The organism is Burkholderia paludis (genome assembly GCF_000732615.1).
In the GTDB taxonomy this organism is placed as follows: domain Bacteria; phylum Pseudomonadota; class Gammaproteobacteria; order Burkholderiales; family Burkholderiaceae; genus Burkholderia; species Burkholderia paludis.
Window position 1 is genome coordinate 1 of the sequence record NZ_JPGL01000025.1, and the last position, 14,586, is coordinate 14,586.

Genomic DNA, 14,586 nt, shown 5'->3' on the forward strand with positions numbered 1-14,586 from the left:
GCCTGCGCCTGGCCCGACGAGAAGCCCGGCGCCGGGCCGCCGTTGATGTCGGCCGCCGTGTAGCCGTTGTAGCGCACCACCATTTCCGGGCCGAACGTCGGCGTCACATTGACGATCGACGACAGCGGCACCATGTCGCCGTCGGCGTTGCGCGTCTTCAACTGACCGATATCCTCCGCGTAGGCCCGGAACGGCGCATCGGCCTGCACGCGCACCTGGTACACGCGCCCGAAGCGATTGAAGTCGTTCACGTACAGCGAGCCGAGGTAGATCTGCATCGTGTCGAACACGTCGGTGACCGACACGCCGAGCTGCTTCGCCTTCACGCGGTCGAGATCGACGTTGAGCTGCGGCACGTTGATCTGGTAGCTCGTGAACAACGGGCCGAGTTCAGGCGCCTGCTGCGCGTGCTTGATGAAGTCGTTGGTCGCTTCCGCCAGCTTCGCGTAGCCAAGCGCGCCGCGATCCTCGACCTGCATCTTGAACCCGCCGAGCGTGCCGAACCCTAGAATGGGCGGCGGCGGAAAGATCGCGACGAAGGATTCCTTGATGTCCGCGTACTTGCGATTCAGCGCGTCTGCGATCGCCTGCGCGGACAGCGCCTTGTCACCCCGCTTGTCGAACGGTTTCAGCGTGATGAATACCGTGCCCGCACTCGACGAATTCATCAGGCCGTTCACCGACATGCCCGGAAACTCGAGGATGCTTTCCACCCCGGGCTGCTTCAGCGCGATGTCGGCCATCGTATCGACCACCTTCCCGGTGCGGTCGAGCGACGCGCCGTTCGGCAGTTGCGCGAAGCCCACCAGGTACTCCTTGTCCTGCGCCGGCACGAACCCGGTCGGAACGATCCTGCCCACCAGGATGGTGATGCCGATCAGCACGGCGTAAATGCCCATGACCAGCGCCTTGCGGCCGATCAGCCCGTCGAGCCGCGTTCCATACGCCGTCGAGCCGCGCTTGAAAAGCCGGTTGAACGCGTCGAAGAATCCGCCGAGGTAACGCCGGATCACACGCGTCACGCCGTCTTCCGGTTCGTTATGCCCCTTCAACAACAGCGCGGACAACGCGGGCGACAGCGTGAGGGAGTTGAACGCGGAGATGATCGTCGAGATCGCAATGGTCAGCGCGAATTGCCGGTAGAACTCGCCGGACAGTCCCGGCATGAACGCCAGCGGGACGAACACGCTCGACAGCGTCAGCGCGATCGCGACGATCGGCGTGCTCACCTCCTTCATCGCGAGATAGGTCGCATCCTTCGGCGACAGCCCCTTGGCGATGTTCCGTTCGACGTTTTCCACCACCACGATCGCGTCGTCGACGACGATCCCGATCGCCAGCACCATTCCGAACAACGACAGCGCGTTGATCGAGAATCCGAACATGAGCAGCAGCGTGAAGGTGCCGACGATCGAAACCGGCACCGCCAGCAACGGAATGATGGACGCGCGCCACGTCTGCAGAAACAGGATGACGACGACCACGACCAGCGCAACGGCTTCGAGCAGCGTGGAAACCACGGCGGCGATGCTGGAGCGCACGAACTTGGTCGGATCGAAGACGATCCGGTAGTCGACGCCGGCGGGCATGTCCGCCTTGGCCTCCTCCATCGTGGCGCGCACCTGGTCGGAAATTGCCAGCGCGTTTCCGCCCGGCGCCTGAAAGATGCCGAACCCCACCGCGGGCTTGCCGTCAACCATCGATCTCAGGCCGTAGTCCGATGCACCGAGCTCGATGTGCGCGACATCGCGCAGATAGGTCACGCCGCCGGCTGGCGCCGTCTTGATCACGATGGCGCCGAATTCCTCCTCGGATTGCAGTCGACCTCGCGTATTGACGGACAGCTGCAACGGCACGTTGCCGCGCATCGGCTGCGACCCGATCACGCCGGCCGCGACCTGCACGTTCTGCTCGCGAATCGCATTGACCACGTCGGTCGCAGTCAGCCCGCGTGCCGCGATCTTCTGCGGATCGAGCCAGATCCGCATCGAATAGTCCCCTCCGCCCCAGATTCTGACTTCGCCGACCCCGGGAATACGCTCGAGCCGGCTTTTTATATTCAGAATTCCATAATTTCGAAGATAGTTGACGTCGTAGCGGTTGTCCGGTGAAACCAGATGCACGGCGATGGTCTGCGTGGTGGACGATTTGACGGTCGTCACGCCAAGCCTCTGCACGTCGGCGGGCAGCTTCGGGAATGCCTGTGAAACCCGGTTCTGCACGAGTTGCTGCGCCTTGTCCGGATCGGTGCCGACCTTGAAGGTGACCGTGAGCGCCAGGGTGCCGTCGCTGTTCGCCTGCGACTGCATATACAGCATGCCCTCGACGCCGTTGATCTGCTCCTCGAGCGGCGACGCAACCGTCTCCGCGATCACCTTCGGATTCGCGCCCGGGTATTGCGCATTGACGGCGATCACCGGCGGCACCACCTCGGGATACTCCGCGATCGGCAGGAAATACAGCGATATGACGCCGGCCAGCAGGATCAGCGTCGACAGGACGCCGGCGAAAATCGGCCGGTCGACGAAAAACCGCGAAACGTTCATGATCAAGGTTCCATCGTTCAGGATTGGTTCCCGCGACGCCCCGCTGCCGGAGTCAAGGCGTGCCGGCGGGACGCGCGGCTTCAGCCGCCTCGCCCCGCCCGGATGCGGTGCGCCGTCGTTCGACGGCGGGCTAGACTTCGGCGCCCATCAGCGCGGACTTCCCGGGTGCGACCTTCCCCCACCGGCGCATGACCGGACGCTCGATGCAGACGAAGAGCAGCCAGCCGCCAAGCACCGATGCGCCGAAAGCCGCCAGCACGAGGGCCGTTGCCGCCGGCGTACCCAGCAGGCGACCGTTCAGCCAGTTCGTCACCGCCGTCAGGATCACCAGATGGATCATGTACATCCCGAACGAGATGTCGCCGAGCCAGTTCATCGTTCGCCCGGCGAAGCCGGTCCTGCGCCCGGTCACGTCGGCCGACGCCACCGATGTAATCAGGAACGCGATCGGAACGACCGTCGCCGCATTGAAGCTGAATTGAAACGGCACGAACATCGCGAGGAGATAGCCGGCGATCATCAGCCCGAATGCGGGTACGAGCCCCAGGTCGATCCAGCGGCCCGCCATCAGGATGCGCGCCATCAGCATGCCCAGCACGAACTCGAACAGCCGGAACGGCGGGAAAAAGTAGGACAACCACCAGCGCTCCACCGAGATCGGCCATGCGTTCACCCACGGCGTGCCAGGCACCATCAGATTGACGGCCAACTGGAACGAGAACAGCCCGACCACCATGGCCGCGGCCCATATCCATAATCTATTTTCAGGAATCCTTTTTATATTGGGTAAAATAAAAGGGAAAATTACGTAGAAGAACAGTTCGCAACAGAGCGACCACGACGGCCCATTGACGCCGAGATAGACCTCGTCTTTCGGAACCCATGCATGAACCAGCAACAGGTTCGGCAACCAGACCGAAGCCGGCGTGACGGATGCGCCGAACAGGATCATCGTCAATGCCCAGGTCGCGAAGTGATTCGGATAGATTTTCAGCACGCGCCTGAAGATGAAGCTGCCGACCGTGTCGTCCGGCCTGGCCGACCACGTGATCACGAATCCGCTGAGCACGAAGAAAAACGAAACGCCGAGCCAGCCGCCCTCCCCGAACAGCACCTTGAACCCGTGCGAAACCTGGTGGTCGGCATATGGATTGAATCCGATGATCCTTGTCAACGATGCATGAAAGCCGAAGACGAGCGCAGCCGCGACGAAACGCAACCCGGTCAGCGACGGCAATTTCATCAAATGGTGATGAGGTAGAACGGACGAATTCCTGATCGCGTCATTCATAAAGCACTCCTTATTGAAAATGGCTCAATCACGACAGATCGATGCAATATTCGGTGGCACACCTTCCCGGCAGGCGGACGACCTCGGCCGGCGCTGTCGTTGCCGCGCGCGATGACGCCACGGCAACGCCAGCTTGCCTGAATGGCCCGCGATTTCCGCGACGTTGCGATCCTGGCGCCGAATCCTGCCGGGGTGGTGACGGGTGCTTCGCTAGCCGCTGACGCTGTCGGCGGCCATCGGAATCAGGTTGGGCTTCACGCTGGCGCCGGGACGAATGCGCTGCAGGCCGTTGACGACGATGCGTTCGCCAGGCTGCAAGCCGCGGGAGACGATGCGCAGCCCGTCCTGCAGGTGTCCCGGCAGGATCTCGCGATATTGCACGCGGTCTTGCGCATCGACCACCATGACGAACTTCTTTTCCTGATCGGTGCCGATCGCGCCGTCGCTGATCAGCACCGCGGGATGAGGCTCGCTGCCGCTGATCTTCACGCGGGCGTACAGCCCCGGCAGCAGCGTGCCATCGGGGTTGTCGAAGATTGCCCGCACACGAACGGTGCCCGACCCGCTATCGATGCGATTGTCGATCGACGAAACCCAACCCGGATGGGAATAACCGCTTTCGTCGGCCAGACCCAGCATGACGGGCATCGCGCCCTTGCCGTTTCGGCTCAGGTAGGTCAGGTAGGTCTGCTCGTCGACATCGAACGACGCGTAGATCGGCGAAAGCGACACCAGCGTCGTCAACGGCGGCGAAGATGCGCCGGGGAAAACGATGTTGCCCACGGTCATTTCGGCGCGAGACACCCGTCCCGCGAAGGGGGCAACGATCCGCGTATAGCCGAGATTGAGCCGGGCTGCCTCCAGGGCGGCCAGCGCGGCCTTCAGGTCCGCATCCGCCTCCCGCGACGCATTCTGCTTTTCGTCGAAATCCCGTTTGGCGATCGCATTGTCGACGATCAGGCGTTGCGCCCGCGCGAGGTCCGCGCCCGTGAAACTGCATCGGGCCTGTGCCGACGCCAGCCGCGCTTGCGCGCGATCGACCTCGACGGCATATGGCCGCGGGTCGATGGTAAAGAGCGGGTCGCCTTTCTTGACCAGCGCGCCGTCCTTGAAATGGACCGCGACGATCGTCCCCGATACCAGCGGCCGCACCTCGACCTTGTCGATGGCTTCGAGCCGGCCGGAATAGCTTTGCCAATCCACGATGCGCTTTGCCACCGCAGCCGCGACATCGACCTCCGCGGCCGGGGGCCGGGCTTCCGCATGAACCGGGGTGATCGCACCGCCGCGACCGAGCACGGCGGTCGCCGCGCCGGCAGCCGCGACGATCAGCAAGACGGCAATCGCAATCGGGTACTTTCGTTTGGGCGGCATGTCCGTCCCTTCGTTGAGTACGGCAGATCATGTCGGGCCGCTCGGCGCTCGCGCGGTCGAACGCGCGCTCCGCCATTGCGGCGCTGGACGCAGCACATGCGCGCTCCTCGCCGGAACGAGCGGCACCGGCGCCGCCGCGGCGAAGCGATCGACGTCGTGCGGAAGGCTTTATTCGACCGCGCTGAACTCCGGCACGTAAACGGCCTCGCACAATTCGGCGACGAAGGCGCCGGACATCCCTTCCAGGGCCGTATTCGTGAACGCCACCACGCTCAGCTGCCTGACCGGATCGACGAACCACGAATGGCCGTAGGTGCCGCCCATGCGCCAGGTTCCGGCGGATTCGGGCGTCTGCGCCGCGACGGGGTCCTTCAGCACCGTGATGCCGAGGCCGAAGCCCCGGCCGGGCCAGAAGGCCATCGGCAAATCGCCGATCTGGTTGGCCGTGAATTGCCGGACCAGCGACTCGGGCAGCAGCGGCGCCCCACCCGTGCGCAGCGTTTCCAGCAGGCGCAGGAAGTCCCCCGCGGAGCCGACCATGCCGGCGCCGCCGGACGGATAGGCGGCGGCATTCAATGCGCGACTCGGCGACAGGTCGAAACCGGCCGTGCCTTCGACGAACGGAACGAAATCGGGTTCGCCGAGCCGCCGGGGCGCCGACGGAGCATCGGCGTACGCGACGGCAAGCCGGCGTTCGTCCACCGCCGTGAAGGCCGTGTCGCGCAAGCCCAGCGGCCCTGTCACCAGTTCGGCGACGGCCTTGTCGAGCGGCAATTGCGTGACTTGCTCGATGACCGCGCCGAGGACGTCGGTCGCGATCGAGTACTTCCACTCGCTTCCCGGTCGATACAGCAACGGCGCGGCGGCGATGCGCCGTACGTTTTCCTGGAGGCTCACGTCGCTGCCGTCCATCCCGTCGGACACACCGGCGCGCGCGTACGGGCCGTTCTCCTCCTGGAAGAATTTGTAGGACAGGCCTGCGGTGTGGGTCATGAGGTGACGAATCGTGATGCGCGGCTGCGTGCCGTCGGGCAGCCGCGGCGTGAATTCCGGCAACCACCGGGTCACGTCCTCGTCGATCTGCAGCCGCCCCTGCGCGATCAATGCCAGCGCCGCGACCGACACGATCGGCTTCGACACGGAAGCCAACCTGAAAAGCGCATCTTCCTGCATCGGCTTGCCGGCTTCGCGATCCGCCATGCCGGCGGCCCGCCGGTAAACCACTTGCCCGGCCTGCGCAATCAGGATGACGGCGCCGACCAGGCGCTGCTCCGACAACGTGCGTTCGAGCACGCCGTCGACGCGCTGCGTCAAGGTCGATACATACGAATGATCAGCCGCCTGATTCGTCGAATTATCTTGAAAGGCCATCGTAATTACCTTTAAGTGAAGATTATTTTCGAGTCATAGTAAGTCAATGGCCAAACAAATTAAAAGCCGTCCGACCGTATTTTCATAGCGGACGAAAATGTCTCGAATCGGACCGTGCACAACTCAGCGCGAGCGGCGAACAGCTCCGACGCCACGGCTCCAGCGGGTTGCCGCTCCGGTCGTTTGATTGAAGTTCATGGCTCACCCGGACGCAAACAATTCAATCCCCCGAAGCTCGATCGCGTGATATTCGGTGAATCGGATATACGGGTTATCAGGCGAATTTCAGTTATGAATATCGATGAAAATGTGCGACCGGGAATATTGGCAAACCGATAGCAGCGCCGATACTGATCGCAGTCGTATCGATCGGTGTTTTGAAAAGCCATTCTGCTCCCCGGGCGACCATGACCGCGGTGGACGGTCCCCGCCGACCTGCTGCGACAGGTGTGAGGCAGCGCCCCGTTCCGCACGCGCCGGCTGGAGCAACCGAAGGCCGCACATCGGTTCGCCGATACGACAGGGGCGTGGCCTTCGAGTCAACACGTCCGGTGTGAAGACTCATGTCTTTGAGTAGCGCCAGTTTGGCAGGACCCTTCGCATCCCGATCGGCACGCCCGACGCCTGAAAGCGCGGGAACGGAGCGACGCTTCGTCGGCCGCAGGCTTCGTTACATCAAGGCGTTCGGACCTCGATGCCGAACGAGCGACTAGCGGTATCGATTGAAGCCATTGCACTGGTCCACGGGCAACAGGTGACAGCGGAAGATAGCTTGCCCCCGATACTGCCCGCCACGCCCCCTGGCGGCCCACGAAATCCCTTGGACGCGGCCAAAAACAAAAAACCCGCGAAGCCTTTCGGCATCGCGGGTTTCGCGGCTTCCTCGAACAACCCTGGAAGCGAATCTGGTGGGCCCGGCGGGGTTCGAACCCGCGACCAATCGATTATGAGTCGACTGCTCTAACCGCTGAGCTACAGGCCCTGATGAGAAGCGAAGCGTGTCACACGCCGCCCCGGCAACGAAGCCGGGCCGGCATTGTAACAACAAAGGAGACAAACGCCACCGGCATTGTGCAAATGCCGGCGGCGTTCGCAGGAGAGACGCTGGAAATCAGTTCCCTTCGAGGAACGACTTCAGCTTGTCGGAACGGCTCGGGTGACGCAGCTTGCGCAGCGCCTTGGCCTCGATCTGACGGATCCGCTCACGCGTGACGTCGAACTGCTTGCCGACTTCCTCGAGCGTGTGATCGGTGCTCATCTCGATGCCGAAACGCATCCGCAGCACCTTCGCCTCGCGCGGCGTCAGCGAATCGAGCACGTCCTTCACGACGTCGCGCATGCTCGCATGCAGCGCGGCATCCGCCGGCGCGACCGTGTTGGTGTCCTCGATGAAGTCGCCGAGATGGGAATCGTCGTCGTCGCCGATCGGCGTTTCCATCGAGATCGGCTCCTTCGCGATCTTCATGATCTTGCGGATCTTGTCTTCCGGCATCTCCATCTTCTCGGCGAGCGTAGCCGGATCCGGCTCGAGACCGGTTTCCTGCAGGATCTGCCGCGAGATGCGGTTCATCTTGTTGATCGTCTCGATCATGTGAACCGGGATACGGATCGTGCGCGCCTGATCGGCGATCGAACGCGTGATGGCCTGGCGGATCCACCACGTCGCATACGTCGAGAACTTGTAGCCGCGACGGTATTCGAACTTGTCCACCGCCTTCATCAGGCCGATGTTGCCTTCCTGGATCAGGTCGAGGAACTGCAGGCCGCGGTTCGTGTACTTCTTCGCGATCGAGATCACGAGACGCAGGTTCGCCTCGGTCATCTCGCGCTTCGCCTGACGCGCCTTCAGTTCGCCGGCCGCCATCTGGCGGTTGGTTTCCTTCAGGTCCTTCAGCGGCAGCACGACGCGCGCCTGCAGGTCGAGCAGGCGTTGCTGCTGTTCGCGGATCGCCGGGATGTTGCGCGACAGCACCGCGCTGTACGAATGACCTTCGTTCGTGATCTTGTCGGCCCAGTCGAGATCCGTCTCGCTACCCGGGAAGCGCGCGATGAACTCCGAACGCGGCATGCCGCACTTGTCGACGACGATGTGCAGGATCTGGCGTTCGACCTGACGCACTTCGTCCACCTGCGCACGCAGCGTGTCGCACAGACGCTCGACGGTACGCGCGGTGAAGCGGATCGTCATCAGCTCGGTCTGGATCGTTTCCTGCGCCTTCAGGTAGGACTTCGACTTGTAGCCTTCCTTCTCGAACGCGCGGCGCATCTTGTCGAACCACTCGCTGATCTGCGCGAACTTCTCGAGCGATGCGCGCTTGAGGGCTTCGAGCTGGGCGGCGTTGGCCGTCGCCTGTGCGGCGCCGTCATCGTCTTCCTCTTCCTCTTCTTCCTCTTCCTCTTCGGCGTCCTCGTCCTCGTTCTCGATGGCTTCCGCTTCCTTCGCGGAGAAGCCGTCGGTATCGGCAGAGTCCGAAGCGTTCGGATCGAGCAGGCCGTCGACGAGCTCGTCGACGCGGATCTCTTCGTTCGCGACGCGTTCGGCCATCGCGAGGATGTCGGCGATCGTCGTCGGGCATGCGGAAATCGCCATCACCATGTGGCGCAGGCCGTCCTCGATCCGCTTCGCGATCTCGATTTCGCCTTCGCGCGTGAGCAGCTCGACCGTCCCCATTTCGCGCATGTACATCCGGACCGGATCGGTCGTGCGGCCGAATTCCGAATCGACGGTGGACAGCGCGACTTCCGCTTCTTCCTCGACTTCATCGTCCGACGACGCGGCCGGCGCGTTGTCGTTCAGGAGCAGCGTTTCCGCGTCCGGCGCCTGCTCGTAGACCGCCACGCCCATGTCGTTGAACGTGCCGATGATGCCTTCGAGGGCTTCGGTCTCGGTGAAGTTGTCCGGCAGGTGGTCGTTGATTTCGGCGTACGTCAGGAAGCCGCGCTCCTTGCCGAGCTTGATCAGCGCGCGCAGTTTCACGCGGCGCTCTTCGAGCTCCTCGGCCGTGCCCGGCGTGCTCGTCGCGAACGCTTCCTTCAGCAGCGCCTTTTCCTTGGCGCGACGGTCGCGCACCTTGGATTTGCCCGGTGCAGCCGCCGCTGCGGGCTGCTCGTCGCTCTGATTTGCGTCGTCTTCGACGGATACTTCGTTCAGCTTTTTGGTCATGGAGTTCGCCGTACCGGCTATATCGACTCGCGGCTGCTGGACGACAGCCGGTTGAACCGTGGGTGCATGAGTAGTACGTACTGCCGTTTCGTCCGCGGCGGCAGTCGTGTCCCTTGCGCTTTTCGCACTTGCCCGCTTCGCCGCCGGCTTGGCCGGCCCGGAGTCGGGTCTGGCGGCAGCCCGTGTTCTGGCTGCCGGCGCCGGCGCAGCCTGAGCAGTGCCGGCCGCGGTTTTTTTTCCTGCAGGAGCTGACGTGGCTGAAGACGCTGTCCGGGCGGAAGAAGCAGACTTGGCCGCTGTGACCTTTTTGGTCGGCTCCGTCGAGCCCTTGCCTGCTGCTTTCTTTCCGCCTGTCGTCTTTGCCATCGCGATTCTCGCCTCTGCTTGGAAAACAAACCGCTGGAAACCTTATATTATAGCACGCTGGGGAACCCTCTCTAAGCTCCCCGGCCGCCCTACAGCCCGAGCCGACGCTTCATGTCGGTTCGCTGCTGGTTCAATTCCGTCAATTCGGCCAATTCCTCGGGTGTGAGGGTGGATTGCCGCGCCAGCCTGTCAAGCCGGTCGCAGCAGGCGTCGTAACGCATCTTGAGCACCGCGGCCTGCAACTCCTCCCCCGCGATCCGTTCCTGTTCACGCTGCCGCTCGGGCACCGTCTCGTCTTCCGGATTCTGTAACAGCAAATCGCGGACGTTTTCATCATAGTCCAGAATTTCGCGGAAGATTTCCTCGTAAGTCGCCCCGTTCGAGGACGTCCGCAGGACATCGGACAGCAGCCGGAACTCCGCGCCTTCGCCCAGCGCGCGCGCATGATCGACGACCTCCGCGAACAGTTCGCCGATGCGCGGCAACGCGCGCAGGGTCGCAAGCTGCTCGTCGTCGAGCTGCGACGCGATGCGCGGATGCATCACCAGTGTGCGCAGCGCGCGCTTTTCGCTGTCCGTCACACGGCGCCGCTCGCTGCGCGGGGGCGCCTGGCGCGGCGGCGCCGCGATCCGCGTATCGACGTCGGACAGCCCCGCCACCTCTTCGAACGGGATATCGAGGCGGTCGGCGAACATGTGCATGATCTGCGCGCGCAACGCGTTCGCGGGCAGCGCCTGCAGCATCGGCTTCGCATCGAACAGCGCCTTGGCGCGCCCTTCCGGCTGATCGAGCGCCTTGCCGGCGATTGCTTCGTTCAGCAGAAATTGCGACAGCGGCATCGCGCGCTCGACCTGCTCGGAGAACGCATCCGCGCCGAACTCGCGTACATAGCTGTCCGGATCGTGCTCGGCCGGCAGAAAAAGGAACCGGATCGTGCGGTTGTCTCCCGCATGCGGCAGGCATGCCTCGAGCGCACGCCGGGCCGCGCGCCGCCCGGCCGAATCGCCGTCGAAACTGAAAATGACCGTGTCGGTCTGGCGCAGCAGCTTCTGCACGTGAATCGGCGTGCACGCGGTGCCGAGCGTCGCGACCGCGTTCGGGAACCCGAGCTGCGCGAGCGCGACGACGTCCATGTAGCCCTCGACGACCAGCACGTACTTGCGCTCGCGAATCGCGAGCCGCGCCTCGAACAGGCCGTACAGTTCGCTGCCCTTGTTGAACAGCGGCGTCTCGGGCGAATTCAGGTACTTCGGCTCGCCGCTGCCGAGCACGCGGCCGCCGAAGCCGATCACCTGCCCCTTCACGTTGCGGATCGGGAACATGATCCGCTCGCGGAACCGGTCGTAGCGGCGCGCGACGCCCTGCGCATCGGTTTTCTCGCTGACGATCACGAGCCCCGACTCGACGAGCGACTCGTCGCGATAGTCGGGAAACGCAGCCTCGAGGTTCTGCCAGCCGTCGGGCGCATAGCCGAGCCCGAAGCGCGCGGCGATCTCGCCGGTCAGGCCCCGGTTCTTCAGATACTGGATCGCGACGGTCGCGCCGCGCAACTGCTTGCGGTAGTAGTCGCAGGCGGCGGTCATCGCATCGGACAACGCGGTCGCAACCGATTTCGACACCGGCGCCGGGTAGTCGCCGCCACCTCCGCCACCTCCGCCGCCACGCATCGACGGCTCGTGCGGCACGGTCAGCCCGACGGACTGCGCGAGCTCCTGCACGGCTTCCGGGAACGTGAGCCCCGCGTGTTCCATCAGGAAGCCGATCGCCGTGCCGTGCGCCCCGCAACCGAAGCAATGATAGAACTGCTTGGTGGGGCTGACGGTAAACGACGGGCTTTTCTCGTTATGAAACGGGCACAGCCCCATGAAGTTGGCGCCGCCCTTCTTGAGCTGCACGTAGCGGCCCACCACGTCGACGATATCGACGCGGTTCAGCAAATCCTGCAGGAACGAATGCGGAATCACCGTGGGATCGAGCGAAAAAAGACAATACGACGCCCGGCGCGCGCATCGCTGGGCGCGCCGGGCACGGAGGTTACTTCGTGAGCGCGGCCTTGACCTGCGCGGAAACGGCCGTCATGTCGGCGCGGCCGGCGAGCTTGCCCTTCAGCACGCCCATCACCTTGCCCATGTCCTGCGGGCCTGCCGCGCCGGTCTGCGCGACCGCCGCCTGCACTTCGGCCGCCACTTCGGCATCCGACAGCTGCACGGGCATGTAGGCGCCCAGCACGGCCAGCTCGGCCTGCTCCTTCTCGACGAGATCGTCGCGGCCGGCGGCCTGGAACTGGCTGATCGAATCCTTGCGCTGCTTGATCATCTTGTCGATCACGGCCGTGATGCCCGCGTCGTCGAGAGTGATCCGATCATCGACCTCGCGCTGCTTGATCGCGGCCATCAGCAGGCGAATCGTTGCCAGGCGCTCGCTTTCCTTCGCGCGCATCGCGGCCTTCATGTCTTCGCTGATCTGCTCTTTCAAACTCATCTTTCACCCGGAATGGAAACGTGAATCCGACGCCCGCAAGCGGACGTCAACACAAAAACCCGCTTGGGACAGTGTCTCAAGCGGGTTGCTCGAATCCGGCATCGGCGGCTCGCGCGACCGGCCGCGCAATGGCGCCGGTCGCCCGCGATCTCGCCGGATCGCGCGGGGCCGCCGGTGCGCCGCTCAGCGAACCGCGCGGCGCCCAATCGTTCAGTACAGCTTCTTCGGCAGCGTCTGGCTGCGGATACGCTTGTAATGACGCTTCACTGCAGCAGCCTTCTTGCGCTTGCGCTCCGCAGTCGGCTTCTCGTAGAACTCGCGCGCACGAAGCTCGGTCAGCAGACCGTTCTTCTCGATCGTGCGCTTGAAGCGACGCATTGCAACTTCGAACGGCTCGTTCTCTTTAACGCGAATGATCGTCATGATCCGACACGAATAAAGGTTTGCAGGGAAAGGCTACCGAGTATAGCAGAGCGATTGCCCAAAGGCACGGGGCCCGGCCCCGTCAAACCGGCGCCCGCCCCGCACATCAGGTCACGTCACTCACGTCACACGTCGCGCGAATACTCCGCCGCGGCCTGGCCGGCCGCCGTGCCGGACGCCCACGCCCACTGGAAGTTGTAGCCGCCGAGCCAGCCCGTCACGTCCACCGCCTCGCCGACGAAGAACAGCCCGGGCACGCGCGCGCTCATCATCGTCGCCGACGAAAGCTCCCGTGTATCGACCCCGCCTTTCGTCACCTCGGCCTTCTTGTAGCCCTCGGTGCCGTTCGGCGTCAGCGTCCAGCCGGACAACGCGTCGCCGACCTGGCGCAGCGTCTTGTCGGGCAGGTCCGCGAGCCGCGCGTCGGCGGCGACGCGATGGGTGTCGAGCCACGCATGCGCGAGGCGCGACGGCACCCAGTCCGCCAGCAGCGAGCCGATCTGGCGCTTCGACGTGCGTTTCGCTTCGAGCAGGTCGGCCACCGTGTCGCGCTGCGGCAGCAGGTCGACGCGGATCGGGTCGCCCGGCTGCCAGTAGCTCGAGATCTGCAGGATGCCGGGCCCGGACAGCCCGCGATGCGTCAGCAGCAGGTCCTCGACGAATTCGCCGCCGCGCTTCCTGTCGCCGGTCGACACGCGCACTTCGAGCGACACGCCCGACAGCGCCGCGAACGGCTCCCAGTCCTGCGGCGCGAACGTGAGCGGCACGAGCGCGGGCCGCGTATCGACGAGCTTGTGGCCGAACTGCTTCGCGAGCCGGTAGCCGAAGTCGGTCGCGCCGATCTTCGGGATCGACAGCCCGCCGGTCGCGACGATCAGCGCACGCGCGCCGATCTGCCCCGCCTGCTGCGTGTCGAGCGTGAAGCCGTCGGCCGGCGCGTGGCGCACCGCGTCGACGACGACGGGCCGGCGCCACGCGATGCCGCCCGCATCGCACTCGTGCTTCAGCACGTCGATGATCGCGTCGCTGCCGTGGTCGCAAAAGAGCTGGCCCTTGTGCTTTTCGTGCCAGGTCACGTGATGGCGCTTGAGCAGGCCGAGGAAGTCCCGCGGCGTATAGCGCGCCAGCGCGGAACGCGCGAAATGCGGATTCGCCGACAGATAGTTGTCGGGGCCGGCGTACAGGTTCGTGAAATTGCAGCGGCCGCCGCCCGAGATGCGGATCTTCTCGGCGAGCCGCGGCGCGTGGTCGATCAGCACGACGCGGCGACCGAGCTGCCCGGCAACGGCGGCGCTCATCATCCCGGCGGCGCCCGCGCCGATCACGGCGATGTCATAGGTTTCCATGGCGCGGATTGTTCAGGAGCTTTGCAAGAGTCAGGGAAATTTGCAGATTTATCAGCCACTTAGAGTCAGGCGGCGGATGAATGTCTTGAGGAACGGCGAATGATACATGCGATGGCGGAGAACGCAACGCCCGGATCGTCGCGCGGCGTCGATCCGCAGGCGGTGGCGTACGCGGAACGTGAGGCGGGCGGTCATGACGCAACGCCCGCCCCTCGGCTGGCCTCG

Annotated in this window: 9 protein-coding genes and 1 tRNA gene; all 10 read right to left on the reverse strand. The window is 64.3% G+C overall.

Annotation, left to right across the window (positions count from 1 at the left end):
- On the reverse strand, positions 1–2,546 hold a 2,546-nt coding region (locus GQ56_RS0116800; protein ID WP_031399759.1), incomplete at its 3' end, for an efflux RND transporter permease subunit.
- Between the two features lie 130 nt (positions 2,547–2,676).
- Positions 2,677–3,837, reverse strand: a complete 1,161-nt coding sequence (locus tag GQ56_RS0116805; protein WP_235212707.1) for an acyltransferase family protein — start codon at positions 3,835–3,837, stop codon at positions 2,677–2,679.
- A 210-nt stretch (positions 3,838–4,047) separates the two neighbouring features.
- Positions 4,048–5,211, reverse strand: coding sequence for an efflux RND transporter periplasmic adaptor subunit (locus GQ56_RS0116810; protein WP_031399761.1), 1,164 nt, complete (start codon positions 5,209–5,211; stop codon positions 4,048–4,050).
- Between the two features lie 168 nt (positions 5,212–5,379).
- Entirely contained in the window at positions 5,380–6,582 is a 1,203-nt protein-coding gene (locus GQ56_RS0116815; protein ID WP_200877989.1) for a serine hydrolase domain-containing protein, read from the reverse strand.
- A gap of 906 nt (positions 6,583–7,488) precedes the next feature.
- A tRNA-Ile gene (locus GQ56_RS0116820) sits at positions 7,489–7,564 on the reverse strand.
- A 129-nt stretch (positions 7,565–7,693) separates the two neighbouring features.
- Positions 7,694–10,111, reverse strand: a complete 2,418-nt coding sequence (rpoD, locus tag GQ56_RS0116825; RefSeq protein WP_075122956.1) for an RNA polymerase sigma factor RpoD — start codon at positions 10,109–10,111, stop codon at positions 7,694–7,696.
- Between the two features lie 89 nt (positions 10,112–10,200).
- Positions 10,201–12,075, reverse strand: coding sequence for a DNA primase (dnaG, locus tag GQ56_RS0116835; protein WP_031399764.1), 1,875 nt, complete (start codon positions 12,073–12,075; stop codon positions 10,201–10,203).
- Between the two features lie 70 nt (positions 12,076–12,145).
- Entirely contained in the window at positions 12,146–12,592 is a 447-nt protein-coding gene (locus tag GQ56_RS0116840; protein WP_031399765.1) for a GatB/YqeY domain-containing protein, read from the reverse strand.
- Positions 12,593–12,802: 210 nt separating this feature from the next.
- The gene (rpsU, locus tag GQ56_RS0116845) at positions 12,803–13,015 is read right to left on the reverse strand and encodes a 30S ribosomal protein S21 (protein ID WP_006479415.1); all 213 of its coding nucleotides are present in this window, start codon (positions 13,013–13,015) and stop codon (positions 12,803–12,805) included.
- Between the two features lie 125 nt (positions 13,016–13,140).
- Positions 13,141–14,361: a BaiN/RdsA family NAD(P)/FAD-dependent oxidoreductase gene (locus GQ56_RS0116850; RefSeq protein WP_031399766.1), complete on the reverse strand. Its 1,221-nt coding sequence runs from the start codon at positions 14,359–14,361 to the stop codon at positions 13,141–13,143.
- Positions 14,362–14,586: the final 225 nt, after the last annotated feature.

What these genes read in the sequence shown, in the direction of transcription:
- GQ56_RS0116850 (WP_031399766.1), bottom strand. Translation starts at nt 14,361, where the DNA reads ATGGAAACCTATGACATCGCCGTGATCGGCGCGGGCGCCGCCGGGATG.
- GQ56_RS0116840 (WP_031399765.1), bottom strand. Translation starts at nt 12,592, where the DNA reads ATGAGTTTGAAAGAGCAGATCAGCGAAGACATGAAGGCCGCGATGCGC.
- rpoD (WP_075122956.1), bottom strand. Translation starts at nt 10,111, where the DNA reads ATGGCAAAGACGACAGGCGGAAAGAAAGCAGCAGGCAAGGGCTCGACG.
- rpsU (WP_006479415.1), bottom strand. Translation starts at nt 13,015, where the DNA reads ATGACGATCATTCGCGTTAAAGAGAACGAGCCGTTCGAAGTTGCAATG.
- GQ56_RS0116805 (WP_235212707.1), bottom strand. Translation starts at nt 3,837, where the DNA reads ATGAATGACGCGATCAGGAATTCGTCCGTTCTACCTCATCACCATTTG.
- GQ56_RS0116810 (WP_031399761.1), bottom strand. Translation starts at nt 5,211, where the DNA reads ATGCCGCCCAAACGAAAGTACCCGATTGCGATTGCCGTCTTGCTGATC.
- GQ56_RS0116815 (WP_200877989.1), bottom strand. Translation starts at nt 6,582, where the DNA reads ATGGCCTTTCAAGATAATTCGACGAATCAGGCGGCTGATCATTCGTAT.